General features: G+C 53.8%; 18 protein-coding genes. 12 read left to right on the top strand and 6 right to left on the bottom strand.

The features are described from left to right. Nucleotides 1-430: nuclear transport factor 2 family protein (locus I9W95_RS14835; protein ID WP_225676264.1), on the top strand; the 430-nt coding region annotated here is incomplete at its 5' end. A gap of 11 nt (nt 431-441) precedes the next feature. Here the strand turns inward: I9W95_RS14835 and I9W95_RS14830 are convergent. Next, the gene (locus I9W95_RS14830) at nt 442-1,395 is read right to left on the bottom strand and encodes a LysR family transcriptional regulator (protein ID WP_225676262.1); all 954 of its coding nucleotides are present in this window, start codon (nt 1,393-1,395) and stop codon (nt 442-444) included. A 129-nt stretch (nt 1,396-1,524) separates the two neighbouring features. On the opposite strand from I9W95_RS14830, the gene I9W95_RS14825 reads away from it, so the two are divergent. From I9W95_RS14825 to I9W95_RS14810, 4 genes are all read left to right on the top strand, one after another. Then, nucleotides 1,525-2,940 carry an acetyl-CoA carboxylase biotin carboxylase subunit gene (locus I9W95_RS14825; protein ID WP_225676261.1) on the top strand — a complete coding sequence of 472 codons (1,416 nt, stop codon included), beginning with the start codon at nt 1,525-1,527 and terminating at the stop codon, nt 2,938-2,940. A 14-nt stretch (nt 2,941-2,954) separates the two neighbouring features. Continuing rightward, a complete protein-coding gene (gene oadA, locus I9W95_RS14820; protein WP_225676259.1) occupies nt 2,955-4,751 on the top strand; it encodes a sodium-extruding oxaloacetate decarboxylase subunit alpha in 1,797 nt (598 codons plus the stop codon). 114 nt (nt 4,752-4,865) lie between these two features. After that, complete coding sequence (locus I9W95_RS14815; RefSeq protein WP_225676257.1) at nt 4,866-5,525, top strand: carbonic anhydrase; 660 nt, start codon at nt 4,866-4,868, stop codon at nt 5,523-5,525. A 95-nt stretch (nt 5,526-5,620) separates the two neighbouring features. After that, nucleotides 5,621-6,787, top strand: a complete 1,167-nt coding sequence (locus I9W95_RS14810) for a DUF1513 domain-containing protein (protein ID WP_225676255.1) — start codon at nt 5,621-5,623, stop codon at nt 6,785-6,787. Nucleotides 6,788-6,831: 44 nt separating this feature from the next. Here I9W95_RS14810 and I9W95_RS14805 read toward each other — a convergent pair whose 3' ends face one another. The 5 genes from I9W95_RS14805 to I9W95_RS14785 all read right to left on the bottom strand — a co-directional run bounded on the left by I9W95_RS14805 (nt 6,832) and on the right by I9W95_RS14785 (nt 11,416). Continuing rightward, nucleotides 6,832-8,199: a leucyl aminopeptidase family protein gene (locus I9W95_RS14805; protein ID WP_225676253.1), complete on the bottom strand. Its 1,368-nt coding sequence runs from the start codon at nt 8,197-8,199 to the stop codon at nt 6,832-6,834. Between the two features lie 111 nt (nt 8,200-8,310). Further along, nucleotides 8,311-9,051 carry a TrmH family RNA methyltransferase gene (locus I9W95_RS14800; RefSeq protein ID WP_225676251.1) on the bottom strand — a complete coding sequence of 247 codons (741 nt, stop codon included), beginning with the start codon at nt 9,049-9,051 and terminating at the stop codon, nt 8,311-8,313. Beyond that, the gene (locus I9W95_RS14795) at nt 9,051-10,679 is read right to left on the bottom strand and encodes an NAD(P)/FAD-dependent oxidoreductase (protein WP_225676249.1); all 1,629 of its coding nucleotides are present in this window, start codon (nt 10,677-10,679) and stop codon (nt 9,051-9,053) included. The genes I9W95_RS14800 and I9W95_RS14795 overlap by 1 nt, the downstream gene beginning before the upstream one ends. 62 nt (nt 10,680-10,741) lie before the next feature. Then, nucleotides 10,742-10,882 (bottom strand): hypothetical protein, encoded by a 141-nt coding sequence (locus I9W95_RS14790; protein WP_225676247.1) that lies wholly within the window; start codon nt 10,880-10,882, stop codon nt 10,742-10,744. Nucleotides 10,883-11,191: 309 nt separating this feature from the next. Continuing rightward, nucleotides 11,192-11,416 (bottom strand): hypothetical protein, encoded by a 225-nt coding sequence (locus tag I9W95_RS14785; RefSeq protein WP_225676245.1) that lies wholly within the window; start codon nt 11,414-11,416, stop codon nt 11,192-11,194. A 260-nt stretch (nt 11,417-11,676) separates the two neighbouring features. Here I9W95_RS14785 and rpsF point away from each other — a divergent pair, with 260 nt between their 5' ends. From rpsF to I9W95_RS14750, 7 genes are all read left to right on the top strand, one after another. Next, complete coding sequence (rpsF, locus tag I9W95_RS14780; protein WP_225676243.1) at nt 11,677-12,111, top strand: 30S ribosomal protein S6; 435 nt, start codon at nt 11,677-11,679, stop codon at nt 12,109-12,111. Nucleotides 12,112-12,125: 14 nt separating this feature from the next. Next, nucleotides 12,126-12,356: a 30S ribosomal protein S18 gene (rpsR, locus tag I9W95_RS14775; RefSeq protein ID WP_225676241.1), complete on the top strand. Its 231-nt coding sequence runs from the start codon at nt 12,126-12,128 to the stop codon at nt 12,354-12,356. 165 nt (nt 12,357-12,521) lie between these two features. Next, on the top strand, nt 12,522-13,382 hold the full coding sequence (locus tag I9W95_RS14770; protein ID WP_225676240.1) for a hypothetical protein: 861 nt from the start codon (nt 12,522-12,524) through the stop codon (nt 13,380-13,382). Between the two features lie 24 nt (nt 13,383-13,406). After that, the gene (gene rplI / locus I9W95_RS14765) at nt 13,407-13,856 is read left to right on the top strand and encodes a 50S ribosomal protein L9 (protein WP_225676238.1); all 450 of its coding nucleotides are present in this window, start codon (nt 13,407-13,409) and stop codon (nt 13,854-13,856) included. Nucleotides 13,857-13,956: 100 nt separating this feature from the next. Beyond that, complete coding sequence (dnaB, locus tag I9W95_RS14760) at nt 13,957-15,342, top strand: replicative DNA helicase (protein WP_225676236.1); 1,386 nt, start codon at nt 13,957-13,959, stop codon at nt 15,340-15,342. 54 nt (nt 15,343-15,396) lie between these two features. Continuing rightward, nucleotides 15,397-16,020: a GNAT family N-acetyltransferase gene (locus I9W95_RS14755; RefSeq protein ID WP_225676234.1), complete on the top strand. Its 624-nt coding sequence runs from the start codon at nt 15,397-15,399 to the stop codon at nt 16,018-16,020. Then, on the top strand, nt 16,020-16,547 hold the full coding sequence (locus tag I9W95_RS14750) for a GNAT family N-acetyltransferase (protein ID WP_225676232.1): 528 nt from the start codon (nt 16,020-16,022) through the stop codon (nt 16,545-16,547). The genes I9W95_RS14755 and I9W95_RS14750 overlap by 1 nt, the downstream gene beginning before the upstream one ends. Nucleotides 16,548-16,710 lie beyond the last annotated feature (163 nt).

The raw sequence follows: 16,710 nt of genomic DNA, 5'->3' as shown, positions 1-16,710 counted from the left end.
GAGAGGGGTAAGGCCCCTCTATGAGGACAAGGGGCCCGGAATATCCCACAAAAGTTCAAATGAAAATTTGTGGGACACTAGTGGTATGCAGGCGCTTTTTCAGACAATCGATAATCAGGACAGCGAGGCGTTTACTCAGTGGTTAACAGCGGACGCCAGTTTTCGCTTCGGCAATCAGCCAGCGGTTCAGGGGCGTGATGCCATTCGCGAATATGTGCAGGGGTTCTTTGCTTCTGTGCAGGCGCTCAGTCACCAGCTTGAACGGCAGTGGACAACGGCCGACGGTGTGGTCTGCCACGGGCAGGTCACCTATACCCGTCATGATAGTACGCAGCTGACTGTGCCTTTCTGTAATGTGCTGAACATGACCGACGGCAAAGTTCATGGGTATCTGATCTTTGCTGATACCTCGGCCTTGTACGGTGGCTGATAGTCGCTGTGTCAGCGAATCTGGCAGCGGCGCAGGAATATCTGCTCGAACTGATGAATGTTCTGCTGCACATATTCAATAAAAGCGCGCATGGCGGGAGTCGGGTGTTTCGCCAGTGGATATACCACACACCAGCTGCGGCGTAGCGGGAAGCCTGGTACTTCCACCATTTTGATACTGCCGAGCTCCAGCTCTGGCAGAATGCTCAGGCGCGGTAACACTGCAACGCCCAGACCTGCCATCACGGCGTGTTTCACTGCGTCGTTGGAACCGATTTCCATGCTGGCCTTTACCTTCAGGCGATTGTCCTGACAGTGTGTTTCCAGAGCCAGGCGGCTGCCTGAACCGCTTTCACGCATCAGCAGGTTGCTGTCGAGGAATTGCTGTGGCGTGACAGATTTCTGCGACAGCAGCGGATGGCCGTCCGGCACCACCGGGATCAGCTCGTTATCGAGGAACGGCAGTGATGCCAGTGGTTTCTCGGTGGGCACCATACCCATGATCACCAGGTCGTCACTGTTTTCATTCAGACTTTTCAGCGCAGCTGCCCGGTTAACCACACGTACGTTCACATTGACCTGCGGGTACAGGTCGAGAAAGGCACGCAGCAGGTAGGGCACCACATACTGGGCGGTGTTGACTGCGACCAGCCGCAATTCGCCGGCAACGTTGCCTTCAAGGGCGGCCAGGTCGGTTTGCAGATCGCGTATTTCACTGAAGATGTTATTGATGGCGCTGGCCAGACGTTCTCCGGCAGCGGTGCAGAACAGGCGCCGTCCAACGTATTCAAACAGTGGTTGATTCAGCGCCTGTTCCAGCTGGCGCATCTGGCTGCTGACCGCAGGCTGTGTAAGGCCGAGCAGATCGCCGGCACGGCTGTAACTTTGCAGTTCGTATACTGCTTTAAACACCTGAAGCTGACGAAATGTGAGTCTGCTGGCCAGTTTCTGCACAGTGAGTGGCATCTGGTTTTGCCTCTTTCGAATAATCTATAAGCAATACCTTATACATAACCCAGAAAATATCAATTTCTGATTCTGAGGACACAGGTCTAGGCTATTTCTCTAAGCAGCCCGTAGGTTGAGGAGGATGCCATGCTGAAAAAAGTTCTGATCGCTAACCGGGGCGAGATTGCGGTGCGCATCGTGCGTGCCTGCGCGGAAATGGGTATCCGTTCCGTAGCGATTTATACCGAGCCTGACCGCTATGCCCTGCACGTCAAACGCGCCGATGAGGCCTACTCGCTGGGTGAGGATCCGCTGTCAGGTTATCTGGACCCGCTGCGTATTGTGAACCTGGCGCTGGAAACCGGCTGTGATGCCATTCACCCGGGTTACGGTTTTCTGTCGGAGAACGCTGAGTTTGCACGCCTGTGTGAGCAAAAGGGCATTACCTTCGTGGGGCCGAAATCGTCGGTTATCCACAAAATGGGTGATAAAACCCAGGCGCGCGACTCAATGCGTGCAGCAGGTGTACCCATTACTCCAGGCTCTGAGGGTAACCTTGCCAACCTCGAAGAGGCACTGGCGCTGGCCAGCGAAATTGGTTACCCGATTATGATCAAGGCCACCTCCGGTGGTGGTGGTCGGGGTATTCGACGTTGTGATTCAGCGCAGGAGTTAACCCAGCAGTATCCGCGTGTTATTTCTGAAGCGACCAAAGCCTTCGGTTCGGCCGAAGTGTTCATGGAAAAATGCATCGTTAATCCTCGCCATATTGAGGTTCAGATTCTGGCTGATAGCCAGGGTAACGTTGTGCATCTGTACGAGCGTGATTGTTCGATTCAGCGTCGTAACCAGAAGCTGATTGAGATCGCGCCAAGTCCACAGCTGACTCCGGAACAGCGTAATTATATCGGCGGGCTGGCCGTTAAGGCTGCCGAGGCTGTGGGCTATGAGAATGCTGGTACGGTGGAGTTTCTGCTGTCTGGCAACCAGGTGTATTTCATGGAAATGAATACCCGGGTGCAGGTAGAGCACACCATTACGGAACAGATTACCGGTGTGGATATTGTGCGCGAACAGCTGCGAATTGCTTCTGGCTTGCCGCTGAGTTATCGCCAGGAAGATATTTCCTATCGTGGATTTGCGCTGCAGTTTCGTATTAATGCCGAAGATCCTAAAAACGATTTTCTACCGAGTTTTGGTCGTATTTCCCACTATTACGCGCCGGGTGGTCCTGGTGTGCGGGTGGATACTGCCATTTATACGGGCTATGAAATTCCGCCGTTCTACGACTCTATGTGCCTCAAGCTGGTGGTCTGGGCGCTGACCTGGGAAGAGGTGGTTGCGCGTGGTCAGCGAGCGCTGGATGACATGCGCCTGCACGGCATTAAAACCACAGCGAACTATTACAAACAGATTCTTCAGCACGAAGACTTCCGCAACGCGAGCTTTAATACCAGTTTTGTTCCGGAGCATCCGGAATTGCTGAATTACTCGGATAAAAAACACCCCAGCGAAATTGCCCTGGCACTGGCAGCTGCGATTGCTGCCCACGCGGGTTGGTAAGAGGAGATAGGATTATGAGCAAAAAAATTGAAGTAACCGACGTTATTCTGCGGGATGCCCATCAGTCTCTGATCGCAACCCGTATGCGCACCGAAGATATGCTGCCGATCTGTGCCAAGCTCGATCAGGTGGGATACTGGTCGCTGGAAGTCTGGGGTGGTGCAACCTTTGACGCTTGTGTTCGTTTTCTGAAAGAAGACCCATGGGAGCGTTTGCGTCAGCTGCGCGCAGCACTGCCGAATACCCGTTTACAGATGTTGCTGCGTGGTCAGAACCTGCTGGGTTATCGCCATTATGCAGATGATGTTGTGGAAGCGTTTGTGCAGAAAGCGGCAGAAAACGGCATTGATGTGTTCCGTGTATTTGATGCCCTGAATGATGTGCGTAATTTAGAAACTGCAATGAAAGCAGTGAAAAAAGCCGGTAAGCATGCGCAGGGTACAATCTGTTATACCACCTCGCCGGTACACACTGCGGAAGCCTTTGTAAAACAGGCACATGCCATGGTGGATATGGGCGCTGATTCCATTGCCGTTAAAGACATGGCTGGCTTGCTGACGCCTTACGCCACATACGATCTGGTGAAGGCACTGAAAGCCGAGATCAGTGTGCCGGTTGTGGTGCACAGTCACTCTACTGCAGGTCTGGCTCCACTGTGTCAACTGAAAGCGATTGAAGCCGGCGCTGATCGTATTGATACGGCGATTTCATCCTTTGCCAGTGGCACCAGCCACCCTGCTACCGAAGCTCAGGTTGCGGCACTGAAAGGTACGGAGTTTGATACCGGTCTTGATCTGGAATTGCTGGGCGAAATTGCTGATTACTTCCGTGAAGTGCGCAAAAAATATCATCAGTTTGAAAGCGAATTTACCCGCGAAGATGTTTCCGTACAGATTAATCAGGTTCCGGGCGGCATGATGTCCAACCTGGCGAATCAGCTCAAAGAGCAGAATGCGCTGGATAAAATTCGCGATGTATTCGCCGAAATTCCACGGGTACGTAAAGATCTGGGTTACCCACCGCTGGTGACGCCAACATCTCAGATTGTCGGTACGCAGGCGGTTTATAACGTGCTGGCAGGTGAGCGCTATAAAACCATTACCAATGAAGTAAAACGCTACCTGCAGGGTGGCTACGGCGCGTCACCTGCGGATGTGGATGCTCAGCTGCTGAAAAAAGCGATTGGCAACGAAGCGGTGGATGTGGGCCGTCCGGCAGATCTGCTGAAACCGGAACTGAATAAACTGCGTGACGATATCGGCGCGCTGGCGCAAAGCGAAGAAGATGTTCTTACCTTTGCTATGTTCCCGGATCTCGGTCGTGAATTCCTGCAGCAACGTCAGGCCGGCACACTGAAGCCGGAAGAGCTGTTACCACCTGAAGCGGCAAAAGGCGCGAAGCTGGCTGCTGGTGCTTCTGAATTTAAAATCGATGTACACGGTGAAACCTACGAAATCGCCGTCACTGGTGTCGGCGATTTTGGTGCTGGTAAACGTAAGCTGTATATCTCGATGGACGGTATTCCGGAAGAGGTGGTGTTCGAGCCGCTGAACGAATTTGTTTCAGAGGGTGGCAGCGGCCGTAAGCGCGCATCGGCGCCTGGTCACGTTACGACGGCTATGCCGGGCAATGTGGTCGATGTACTGGTGAAAGAAGGCGATAGCGTAGAAGCCGGTCAGTCGGTGCTGATTGCTGAGGCAATGAAAATGGAAACTGAAGTACACGCCAATATCGCGGGTACCGTTAAAGCGGTGCATGTCGTAAAAGGTGATCGCGTCACTCCGGGCGAAGTGCTGATCGAAATTGCATGATGGGTTTGCTCCTGTCGGATTAGTGTCCGGCAGGAACAACTGCTCTGGCATAAATGAGTGTCTCGGTTGAGATGAATGCCGTATTCTTACGGCCAGTCTGAATGAGGAGTAACTGTGGATAAAGTCGTTCAGGGTGTTCTGAATTTTCGTCAGAACGTATACCCGCAAAACAAAGATCTGTTCGGCACTCTGGCGGGTGGTCAGAACCCGGATATCCTGTTTATTACCTGCTCTGACTCCCGGATTGACCCTAACCTGCTGACAGGCTCAGCCCCCGGGGATCTTTTTATCTGCCGTAACGCCGGCAATATTATCCCACCGCACAGCAATGAGACTGGCGGCATGACCGCATCCATCGAATACGCGGTGGCTGTGCTGGGCGTACGCCACATCATTATCTGTGGTCATACGGATTGTGGCGCCATTAAAGGTGCTCTGGATCTCAGTCAGCTGAAAGGTCTGCCGCACGTAAAAGAGTGGCTCAGTCATTGCCGTTCGGCGATGGAGATTGTGCGTGAGCGTAATAATATTGCTCACGACCAGTGTCTGGGGCATGAGCACCTGAATGAAGCCATTGAAGAGAATGTGCTGCAGCAGGTACAGCATATCCGTACACATCCGGTTGTGGCAGCCAAGCTGGCGACCGGCAAGGTGCAGATTCATGGCTGGGTGTACAACATTGAATCCGGTGACATTCGTTGCTGCGATCACAATGATTCCCAGTTCCGTCTGTTCGACGACCAGTACGCGGACGTTATCGACGGCCTGGCGTAACGGCCTGTCCGACCAATGCGGTGCCGTCTGCAAGACAGTCGGTGCCGTTTATCCCACGGGGGTTGTGCTTATCATCCGGGATTCAGACAATACTCATGCTGAATTCTGAGGTTGATGCTGTGGTTGATTCTGTTTCTCTTCCTGCTCTGTTGTCCCCATCCCTGAACCGTCGTCTGTTTCTCAAACGCGCAGCTATGCTGAGTGCGGCGAGCGCGGTTGCGCCATCGTTGCTGCAGGCTGAGACGCTGGCCAAGGATTCCCTGCTGGGTGGTGGCCGTTATCAGAGCAGTGAAAGTGGGGCGACGGAGTATGTGTTGTCGCTGGTTAATCCGCATTCGGCTGATATTCAGCGCATTCCATCAACCTTTTTTCCGCATGGCTTTGCCTTCTCTCCGTCGCGTTCATCGCTGGTCTATGCTTTCGAAAAAATCGGGCCCGGAGCTGCGGTGTTTGATCTTGATAGTCGCAGCATGGTGCAGGAAATTGCGCCAGTGAAAGGTCGCCAGTTTTATGGACACGGTGCCTGTACCCGCGATGATCGTTATCTGTTTTCCACCGAAACCTCAGCGGATGGCAAAGGGGCGATTGGTATTCGGGACCCTCGTTCGCTCGATTATCTTGGCGATTTTCCTACCTATGGTGACAACCCGCATGAGTGTCGCCTGATAGAGCACGATACGGTACTGATGGTGACCAATGGTGGTGGAACCAGAGACAGTGGTCGCCGTGGATCTCTGACCTATATCGATGTTCGTACTCAGCAATTGCTGGAGCGTATCGATATGCCGGACGAGCGCTTCAATACCGGGCATCTGTACCCCTTGCCGGAGCGCAAGGCGGTGGTGGTGTCGGCACCGCGACTCGGTCTGGATAAGCGTTATCCCGGAGCGGTCAGTCTGAATACCGGTGGTGACACGCTGAAAGTAATCAGCCAGCCTGCCAGTGTGGTTTCTATTATGTATGGTGAAGCACTGAGTGTCGAAGTGGTGGAAGAACGGGACCTGTTTATCGTGACCCATCCGACACCGGGTATGCTGACCTTCTGGTCGTTAAGTGGTATGGATTATCGAGGCCACCTGATGGTTGAGAACGCCCGTGGTGTGGCGATATCGGCCGACAGAAAATGCCTGTGGATCAGTTGCGGCCGTCAGGCCAATATTCGTGCGCTGAACCTTGAGACGCTGAAAATGGAAGAGGCGGTGGATATTGCGGCGTCGTACATTACCGGTTCCCATCTCACCAATCTGGCCATGCTCAGTTAAGAAAAGTATGCCGACGCACCGCGTGGTGTGTCGGCAGCTACTGTTTAAACCTGAGCGAAGCGGTTTTTCAGGTAGGCAAATACGGCGCGCATCCCCATGGCTTCACCGCCGGTCGGACGACCCGGTAATTTGCGACGGTTCCACGCCATTACATCGAAATGCACCCATGGGGTGCTATCAACGAAATGCTCCAGATACAGTGCCGCGGTAATTGCACCGCCAAACGGCCCCGGAACACTGTTCACCATGTCAGCGACATCACTTTTCAGGTAATCCTTATACGCGGCATGCAGTGGCAGGTGCCATACCGGGTCGGTTATGCGTTGTCCGGTTTGCATCAGATCAGAGGCCAGTTGCATCTGGTTGGTAAACATCCCCGGCAGTTCCGTGCCAAGTGCTACCCGGCAGGCACCGGTGAGCGTGGCATAGTCGATCACCAGCTCCGGCTGTTCGCTGACGGCTTCGGTTAACGCGTCGCACAGTACCAGGCGGCCTTCGGCATCGGTGTTATCGATTTCGACCGTGGTGCCTTTGCGGGTGTTAATAACATCGCCGGGACGGAAAGCGTTACCCGCGACCGAGTTCTCTACGGCTGGAATCAGCAGGCGCAATCGTACCGGCAACTGGCTGGCCATTATCAGGTAGGCCAGACCGATAGTGTGTGCCGCACCGCCCATGTCTTTTTTCATCAGGCGCATGGCATCGGCCGGCTTCAGATCGATACCACCGCTGTCGAAGCAGACACCTTTACCCACCAGAGTGACTTTCGGGTCTGAGTCGTTGCCCCAGCGCAGATCCAGCAATCGTGGCGCGTGGTCACTGGCGCGGCCAACAGCATGGATCATCGGGTAGTTTTCGCTCAGCAGCTGGTCACCGATAATCTGACTGAACTCAGCGCCGAATTCCTGAGCCATGGCTTCAACGACGTCGGCCATGTGCTCGGGCATCATATCGGCGGCCGGTGTATTAATCAGGTCACGAACTTTGCGTGTGGCTTCAACCAGCTGGCTGGCAATGGTCAGCGCGCCGGTATCACTCAGCAACAGGCGAGCCTGTGGCTTGCCTGCTTTGGTGTAGCGCTCGAAGCGGTATGCACCAGCGCCCCAGGCAAAGGCAATGCTGATCAGCTGGTCGGTGTCGGAAATGTTTTCAATAACATAATCGCCGGCGGGCAGGCTGTTGGCCAGTTCGCCGCAGGCAAACATATCGTCGAGGCTGTCGCAGACATACAGGGCGCTGGCTGCGCAACCGTCGCTGGCAGGGATCATTATCACGCCTTTACCGGCGTAGGCCATGGCCGCCGTCCAGTTGCGAACCAGTTCGCTCTGGCTTTCAAGCCAGTGTGCGTAGTTGGCGGATTCCAGAATGGTAAGAGGTGTGCCCTGATTGCCCGAAGCTAAAACAGCAGTCATATCTGCTCCTGCGCAGCGATAAAAAGTGTCCTAAGTATAGGAAATTCACCGCCGTTGCAGGAGATTAACTAAGAAAAATGTGATGGTCGTGGCAGGAAAAGCTCCGAACGGTCAGCGCATCAGTTCATAAACACACATATTGACCGCCGAGGCCAGATTCAGCGACTCAATCGTGCCGCTACCGGGAATGGTATAGGCCTGCGCATTCAGGGCCGCCAGTTGCTCTCGTGGAACGCCGCGCGCTTCGTTACCAAACACAAAACAACGATGCTTGCTGTCGCTGATGCTGCTCAGTGGCTCACCCTGCATATCAAGACAGGCGATGCTGCCGAAGCGTTGCGGCAGCGCGCTGATATCCACATCCTGTTCAATCGGCGTGTGAAAAATAGCTCCCATACTGGAGCGCACAACTTTCGGATTGTAGGGGTCTACGCTGCCGGCACTGAGCAGGCAGCGGAAACCACCAAACCAGCCCAGTGTGCGTAAAATTGTTCCGAGGTTACCAGGGTCCTGGACCTCATGCAGATACACCGCTTTGTCTGAGTCCGCGGCAGAGGTTTCTGCCGCCGGTGCAAAAGGCACCACCGCAATAATGCCCTGTGGACTTTTGGTGTCTGACATCTGCGCCATGCTTTTTTTACCGACGACGGTTACGCGAATATCCAGCGTCAGGTTGTGTGCAACCCAGTCGCTGTATTCTTCCGTAATAAATAATTCAGAGCGCTGCAGATGCGGCTGGGTGGCAGCGGCTTTCTGCAGTTCCAGAACTAAATGCTCACCTTCCACCAGGTAATGGCGGAATTCACTGCGGTATTTTTTTTGCTGCAGCTTTTTGACGTCGTCGGCTTTCATCAGGCGCCCGCCTTGTCCAGCTGTGCCAGCATATCAAGGGCAACGGCTTCAGCGACTTTAATGCCATCGACACCAGCTGACAGAATGCCGCCAGCATAGCCTGCGCCTTCACCGGCCGGATACAGACCTTTAGTGTTCAGGCTCTGCAGGCTTTCGCGGTCGCGAGTGATACGTACCGGTGATGATGTGCGGGTTTCGATGCCGGTTAAAATGGCATCGTGGCGGTCGAAGCCTTTAATCTGCTTGCCGAATTCCGGCAGTGCTTCCTGAATGGCTTCAATCACATAGGACGGCAGTGCTTTATGCAGATCACCGAGTTTTACCCCCGGCTTATACGACGGCACGACTTTGCCGAATTCTGTCGATGGTACGCCACGAATAAAATCACCAACCAGCTGGCCCGGTGCACAGTAATCACTGCCGCCCAGTTCGTAGGCTTTCTCTTCCAGTTTTTCCTGCAGATCGATACCGGCCATGACGTCGCCAGGGAAATCTTTTTCCGGGGTAATACCCACCACAATCGCCGCGTTGGCATTACGTTCGTTACGCGAATATTGCGACATGCCGTTGGTCACCACGCGGCCTTCTTCTGACGTTGCCGCAACCACAGTACCGCCCGGACACATACAGAATGAATACACCGGACGACCGTTTTTCGCCTGATAGGTCAGCTTGTAGTCGGCAGCTCCCAGCTCTGGATGGCCAGCGTATTTACCCAGACGGGCCCTGTCGATCAGCGACTGCGGGTGTTCCACGCGGAAGCCAACCGCGAACGGTTTTGCTTCGACATAAACGCCACGTTCATGAATCTTACGGAAGGTATCGCGAGAGCTGTGACCCAGCGCCAGTACCACATGACGGCTGTTTATCACTTCGCCATCCGCCAGTACCACGCCTTCCATCTGACCATCGTTAATAATGAAATCAGTCACCCGACTTTCAAAGCGTACTTCACCACCCAGACGTTTGATTTCTTCGCGCATTTCCGACACCACGCCGGTTAAACGGAAGGTACCGATATGCGGTTTGCTGATGTACAGAATTTCTTCCGGCGCACCGGCTTTAACGAACTCGTGCATCACCTTACGGCCGTAGAATTTCGGATCTTTAATCTGGCTGTACAGTTTGCCGTCGGAAAACAGACCGGCTCCGCCTTCGCCAAACTGCACGTTGGATTCGGTGGTCAGCTGCTTCTGGCGCCACAATGCCCAGGTGTCTTTGGTGCGCTGGCGAACTTCCTTACCACGTTCCAGCACAATCGGGCGGTAACCAGCCTGCGCCAGAATCAGTGCGGCGAATAAACCACAGGGGCCAAAGCCGATAACCACAGGGCGTTCCTGCAGGTTGGCAGGTGCATCGGGAACCGGATAGTAGTTGGTGTCTGGTGCCACGCCGATCTGGTTGTCGCCGTCAAAGCGCTTGAGCAGCTCCTCTTCATTGCGTGCTTCGAGGTCGATCACGTAGATGAATTTGATTTCACTGTTTTTCTTGCGCGCATCGTAGCTGCGTTTAAATACGGTGAAATTGATCAGGTCATCCGATGGGATACCCAGGCGCTCAAGGATGGCGTTGCGGATCGCCTCTGGCTCATGGTTCAGAGGCAGGGAAAGCTGGTTGATGCGGATCATAGCGGGTTCCTGGCCGGTGGTTGTCCGGCAGAGGTTAAAAACCGCTATTGTAGCGCCTGAGCTCAGTTTCGTCTGCTTTTACGCTGGCCGTTACGCTGCTGGCGCTGCTTCAGAGTCAGGTGAGTCAGAAGATCGATAAAGGCGGTGGCAGCATCGGCTTTGATGCTGGTCTTACGGGTCGGTTTGTCTTGGACTGTTTTCATCACACTCTCCCTGAGTGATCAATGGATGCGAGCATTATGCGCAGCTGAATATGAACCTTAGCTGAATTCAGCTTCTGTTCAGTCTTAATCGGGTATGCTGTCTGTCATGATCGAAAAACAGGTAACTGACACTGTGAAACATGTCTGCAGGTTGATTCTGACCGGGCTGCTGCTCGTGCCCGCGGCATGGGCCGAAAGCCGTGAAGAACAGCAGGGCTCTGAGGGCTGGGTGGAAGACAATCTGAACCCCGGCACTGAATGGGTCGAGCGCATGATGACGCCGTTTAACCGCTGGGTTGAGCGCCAGATTCAGGAACCCCAGATGGCGCCTGACGATAGCAGTGTGGCCGGCCGTCGTGCCTGCTGCTGATGCTGAGCATCAAAGTGAATGTGGAAATGCTCAGTATCGATGGTTTGCCAGTGGCTGCCGGACTGATTCCAGGCGACCGCCATAGTGCCATCGATTTCAGCGCGGGCTGGCAGAGTGCCACCGGCCAGTGCCAGTGCCGCCACTAAAGGTGTCAGTGTTTTCATGGTTATCCCTCCGTTTTGATGCCGCCATTGTGCAAAGCACGGCCTTAACCCGGCGTTAACCGTTACGCTGAAATTCGTTCAGGCTGTATTCATATGCGGCGCAGACACCGGGGTTGGTTAAAGATTGAACCGGTATCTGGCTTCTGGTAGACTCCGCGCTCCTTTTTCTCCGTAGTTTGGCTTCTGCCCGCAGAAGTGAAAAACGGACTCCTTGCCTTACCGGATGGGCCGGAAGGCTGATAACCCATAAGGAGCTGACAATGCGTCACTACGAAATCGTTTTCCTGGTTCACCCAGATCAAAGCGAACAGGTACCTGCGATGGTTGAGCGTTACACCGCTGTTATCGAAGGTTCCGAAGGTAAGATCCACCGTTTCGAAGACTGGGGTCGTCGTCACCTGGCTTACCCAATCAACGACGTGCACAAAGCACACTACATCATGATGAACGTTGAGTGCTCTCAGGAAGCCCTGGACGAACTGACTACTAACTTCCGTTACAACGACGCTGTTCTGCGTAACCTGGTTATCCGTCGTGATGAAGCTGTGACTGAGATCTCTCCGATCAAAGCAGCTGAAAGCCGTGAAGATCGTCGTCGTGCAGAGCGCGCTGAGCGTGCAGAAGCAGAAGCTGCTGAATCTGCCGAAGATGATAACGAAGCAGCTGAAGAAGCTGCTGAAGACAACGCTGAATAAGAGAGGACATAGTCATGGCACGTTTTTTCCGTCGTCGTAAGTTCTGCCGTTTCACCGCTGAAGGCGTGAAAGAGATCGATTACAAAGATCTGGACACCCTGAAAGGTTACATCACTGAAACTGGCAAAATCGTACCAAGCCGTATCACTGGTACCCGTGCTAAGTATCAGCGTCAGCTGTCTACTGCGATCAAGCGCGCGCGCTACATCGCTCTGCTGCCGTACACTGATCAGCACGACAACTAAGATTTCTGACTACCTGCGTCGTCATTACGGCGTCTGAAATGGTTTCGAAGTGCTCACTTACTACATGTAAGCTGCGCCCCTTCTCAACCATTTCTTCCTTGTACTGACTTCCTCGCTTACGCCAGAAGGTTATTGGGAGCAGGTAGAAGAATTCTGAGTTACGTTATGAAAGCTCTGGCGCAATGGGCAATGAAAGGTCGCTGGCAGGCAACTGTCGCTGCGGCTGCTTGTCTCGCAATTCATGTCCTTTTCTGGCTGGGTGCGGCAATTCAGGCACTGGTTCTGTTGCGTCATGGTCTTTCACTCGGGGGACGGGTAGTTCTCTGGTCTCTGCTTCCGGCTCTGGCCTGGGCAGCGATTGGTGATCCGACTCCTGTTCTGGTTGCGGTGGGCACCAGCGCCCTGGCAATCATGCTGCGCCACACAGTTCGTCTTGATCGGACGCTGCTGCTGGCGACGCTCTTTGGCCTTATCGCCTATCTGATTCTGCCGCTGATGTTATCTGAGGTTTTACCTGAGATAGAGCAGCGAAGTCAGGAACTGGTGGCTGAAGCTCTGCAGTCCGATCCGGAATTGCAGACGCAGATGTTGCCTCTGGTAGCGCCAATGATCAGCGGTGGCCTTGCGGCCCTGCATACGCTGGTAATAATTTTGTGTCTGTTACTGGGACGCTATTGGCAGAGTAGTCTGTTTAACCCTGGCGGTTTTGGTCAGGAATTCAGACAACTGCGTTTGCCACTGGTTTTCAGCCTGCCCGCATTAGTGGTCTGTCTGGCGGCCGGAGAGCTGGAGCCTGTACTGGCAGGTGTGACACCGGTGTTGTCGGTGCCACTGGTCATTGCCGGGCTGGCTTTGTTCCATGGTCTTGCGAAACAAACGCAGACCAGTCCGGGTTGGTTGGCGATGGTGTATATCGCGCTGATTATCTTCGGACCTTACATGTACACATTACTAATTTTCGTAGCGGCTCTGGACAGTCTGTTGGACATCCGGTCGCGACTAAAAGACACGGCAGGCTCTGCATAGCCGCCCTGTAATGAGGAATTAATCATGCAAATTATTCTGTTAGAAAAAGTAGCAAACCTGGGTGCACTGGGCGAAACCGTAACTGTACGTCCTGGTTACGCACGTAACTTCCTGTTCCCTACCGGAAAAGCAGTTCCAGCCACTAAAGCAAACGTTGAGCACTTCGACGCTCGCCGCGCTGAACTGGAAGCCGCTGCTGCTGCTAAACTGGCTGACGCACAAGACCGCGCAGCTAAGATCGAAGAAATTGAACTGTCTGTTGCTGTTAAAGCTGGCGACGAAGGCAAACTGTTCGGTTCTCTGGGTAACCGCGACATCGCGGACCTGGTTTCCGAAGCTGGCGTTGAACTGACTAAGTCTGAAGTTCGTCTGCCAGAAGGTCCGATCCGTAACGTTGGTGAATTCGACGTAGCGATCCACCTGCACCCGGAAGTAAACGCTGTACTGAAGCTGCACGTTGTTGCTGAAGCTTAATGTCAGTGGCCCGGCCCCGCTGAACTGGCAGGGCTGAGCATAATAAGGCACTATTAGCGGCTCGCTGATAGTGCCTTTTTTTTAACCGGGAAATCATTGCATGAGCGACGATCGCGTATCTGAATCCGAACATATCGGCCAGCGTACCCCGCCACACTCTGTAGAAGCAGAGCAGTCCGTACTGGGCTCGCTGATGCTGGATGAGCGTGCCTGGGAGACTGTGTCAGAACTGTTGCAGGACAGCGACTTCTATCGCCATGACCATCGCCTGGTTTTTCGCGCCATTACCCACCTGGTCAACCAGGAACAACCGATTGACGTAGTGACCGTTGCGGAAGAGCTGGAAGAGCGCTCGCAACTGGAAAAAGCCGGCGGTGCTGCTTACCTCAGCCGCCTGGTGGATATGACACCGTCTATCGACAACTGTGCCGCCTATGCCGAGATCGTGCGTGAGCGGGCGCAGCAGCGTGCGCTGATTGAAGCCGCTGGCGAAATCATGGACCGCGCTTACGAGCCGGATGGTGACAGCTCGCTGACCCTGATTTCCGACGCTGAAAAAGCCATTGCTCAGATTGCCGAAGGCAACCGACAGGAAGGCGGCCCGACTCTGGTAGCGCCGATTCTGAAAAACACCCTCGATCAGCTCGACCAGATGTTCAATCAGCCGGAAGGTCTTACCGGTCTGACCACAGGTTTCACGGAAGTGGATAACCGTACCTCCGGTCTGCAGAAAGCCGACCTTGTGATTGTTGCGGCGCGTCCTTCCATGGGTAAAACGACTTACGCCATGAACCTGGTGGAAAATGCTCTGCTGGCGACCAAGCGACCATGCCTGGTATTCAGTCTGGAGATGCCATCCGAATCCATCGTTATGCGTATGCTGTCGTCGATCGGTAAAATCGACCAGACCCGTATTCGTTCCGGTAAATTGATTGACGAGGACTGGCCGAAGTTGTCTGCAGCGGTAAACCTGCTGAAAGACCTGCCGTTGTATATCGACGACACGCCAGCACTGACGCCGCAGGAAATGCGTGCCCGTGCACGTAAGGTGTACCGCGAGAATAACAACGACCTGGCTATGATCATGGTCGACTACCTGCAGTTAATGCGGGTAACCGGTAAGAGCGAAGGTCGTACTCAGGAAATTTCCGAAATTTCCCGCACACTGAAAGTGATTGCCAAAGAATTTAACTGCCCGATGATTGCCTTGTCGCAGCTTAACCGCTCGCTGGAGCAACGTCCGAATAAACGTCCGGTAAACTCCGACCTGCGTGAATCCGGTGCGATCGAGCAGGACGCGGATATTATTCAGTTTATTTACCGCGACGAAGTGTATAACGAAGACAGCCCGGACAAAGGTGTGGCCGAAATTATTACCGGTAAACACCGTAACGGTCCTATTGGTACCGACCGTCTGGCTTTTATCGGTAAGTTCACACGCTTTGAAAACCTCGCTCGTGGCTACGACAGCGACGACGATCATTAATTAAGTCAGGCGTCAGGCGCGCGACGTCAGACGCCAGGCATCAGGCTTTATTTTATGAAATTTACTCCCGAACTCTCTTTCGCCGGTGGACGCGTGCGTCCGCTCACTTACGACGATGCGGATGTGTTGCTGGCGATTTATCAACAGCCGGAAATTCCGGGTCAGCGCGTACCGGATAACAAAGATCAGATGACCCGCATGGTCGACTACAGCGTACAGATGGCGGCGACTCAGCGCGGTATGATCTGGCTGCTGGAAGTGGGCGCTGACGATGTGTATGAAGTTCAGGGGATGGTCAGTGCTTACGACTGGCAACCGTCTAATCTGCGCGTGATGATGCGTGTCGATGGCCTGCCTGTGCTCAGCGACGAGCATCGTGCTGCGGCACTGCAGACCTGCATGGATTTTATGGCGCAGAAGTATCACCTGCGCAATTTTGCCTATCAGTGGATTGCCGGTCAGAAAGACAGTATTAAAAGCGTACTGGAAACGGTCGGCTTTACTGCAGCAGCAAGGTTACGTGATGGCTGGCGCATGGGCGACAGCGAATTTGCTGATGTGATTCAGTATCACCTGCTGCGTGCTGAGGCCAAGCCGGTCCCGGGACGTTTAGGTGAACAGGATAATCCTGGTCAGAACCTGGAAAAATCATTCAGCAACAAAGACGGAGAAGCCTGATGAACTGGAATTTTAATGCCGGTAATTTCAGTCTGCGTCTGCCAGTGTCTGATCAGGATGGTGATGCTCTGTATGCGCTGATGAATGATCAGGCGGTGGTGGATCATATCCCTCGTCAGGCGATGACGGTATCGGCTCAGGCATTGGATGAACTGCGTCGTATGGCTATGCGTTTTGAAACCCGCGAGGCTGCGTTCTGGCTGGTTGAAGGCATGTACGACAAGCAGGTAATTGCCCGAATAGGTATTCACCATATTAACTGGATGCAATTATCGGCGCAGTTGCAGTGGGAACTTTCTGCGGCCGTTGATCTGGCTGTAATGCAGGAAATACTGCCGCAAGTACTGCAATTTATTTTTGAAGAATTAAAACTCCATCGTATTGAAATGCGTCTGTGTGCCAGTGAGCGTCATGAACAGTTGCTGCAGCAACTGGGCTTTGTACGCGAAGGCGTACTTCCTGCGCAGCAGGAATATGAAGGCGATAATGTCGACCTGGTTGTGTATTCACGCTTGTCCAGTGATTGAGAAAATCACCTGAAATACCGCTCATCCTGAGCCTGTCGCCCTTCGAGATTTCCGGACTGCGTCCGGCCTCAGGGCGAACGGTTATTTCTGCAACAGCAGCGTAGGGTGGGCATTGCCCACCAGTGAATCGCAGAGAGCGTCTCACCGGCAGGCGTTGCCTGCA

The sequence above is a fragment of the Thalassolituus marinus genome, assembly GCF_020320395.1.
In the GTDB taxonomy this organism is placed as follows: Bacteria; Pseudomonadota; Gammaproteobacteria; order Pseudomonadales; family Oceanobacteraceae; genus Venatoribacter; species Venatoribacter marinus.
This window is presented reverse-complemented; position numbering and strand designations above follow the sequence as displayed.

What these genes read in the sequence shown, in the direction of transcription:
- I9W95_RS14810 (WP_225676255.1), top strand. Translation starts at nt 5,621, where the DNA reads ATGCTGAATTCTGAGGTTGATGCTGTGGTTGATTCTGTTTCTCTTCCT.
- I9W95_RS14790 (WP_225676247.1), bottom strand. Translation starts at nt 10,882, where the DNA reads ATGAAAACAGTCCAAGACAAACCGACCCGTAAGACCAGCATCAAAGCC.
- I9W95_RS14770 (WP_225676240.1), top strand. Translation starts at nt 12,522, where the DNA reads ATGAAAGCTCTGGCGCAATGGGCAATGAAAGGTCGCTGGCAGGCAACT.
- rpsR (WP_225676241.1), top strand. Translation starts at nt 12,126, where the DNA reads ATGGCACGTTTTTTCCGTCGTCGTAAGTTCTGCCGTTTCACCGCTGAA.
- I9W95_RS14800 (WP_225676251.1), bottom strand. Translation starts at nt 9,051, where the DNA reads ATGAAAGCCGACGACGTCAAAAAGCTGCAGCAAAAAAAATACCGCAGT.
- oadA (WP_225676259.1), top strand. Translation starts at nt 2,955, where the DNA reads ATGAGCAAAAAAATTGAAGTAACCGACGTTATTCTGCGGGATGCCCAT.
- dnaB (WP_225676236.1), top strand. Translation starts at nt 13,957, where the DNA reads ATGAGCGACGATCGCGTATCTGAATCCGAACATATCGGCCAGCGTACC.
- I9W95_RS14805 (WP_225676253.1), bottom strand. Translation starts at nt 8,199, where the DNA reads ATGACTGCTGTTTTAGCTTCGGGCAATCAGGGCACACCTCTTACCATT.
- rplI (WP_225676238.1), top strand. Translation starts at nt 13,407, where the DNA reads ATGCAAATTATTCTGTTAGAAAAAGTAGCAAACCTGGGTGCACTGGGC.
- I9W95_RS14755 (WP_225676234.1), top strand. Translation starts at nt 15,397, where the DNA reads ATGAAATTTACTCCCGAACTCTCTTTCGCCGGTGGACGCGTGCGTCCG.
- rpsF (WP_225676243.1), top strand. Translation starts at nt 11,677, where the DNA reads ATGCGTCACTACGAAATCGTTTTCCTGGTTCACCCAGATCAAAGCGAA.
- I9W95_RS14825 (WP_225676261.1), top strand. Translation starts at nt 1,525, where the DNA reads ATGCTGAAAAAAGTTCTGATCGCTAACCGGGGCGAGATTGCGGTGCGC.
- I9W95_RS14830 (WP_225676262.1), bottom strand. Translation starts at nt 1,395, where the DNA reads ATGCCACTCACTGTGCAGAAACTGGCCAGCAGACTCACATTTCGTCAG.
- I9W95_RS14750 (WP_225676232.1), top strand. Translation starts at nt 16,020, where the DNA reads ATGAACTGGAATTTTAATGCCGGTAATTTCAGTCTGCGTCTGCCAGTG.
- I9W95_RS14785 (WP_225676245.1), bottom strand. Translation starts at nt 11,416, where the DNA reads ATGAAAACACTGACACCTTTAGTGGCGGCACTGGCACTGGCCGGTGGC.
- I9W95_RS14795 (WP_225676249.1), bottom strand. Translation starts at nt 10,679, where the DNA reads ATGATCCGCATCAACCAGCTTTCCCTGCCTCTGAACCATGAGCCAGAG.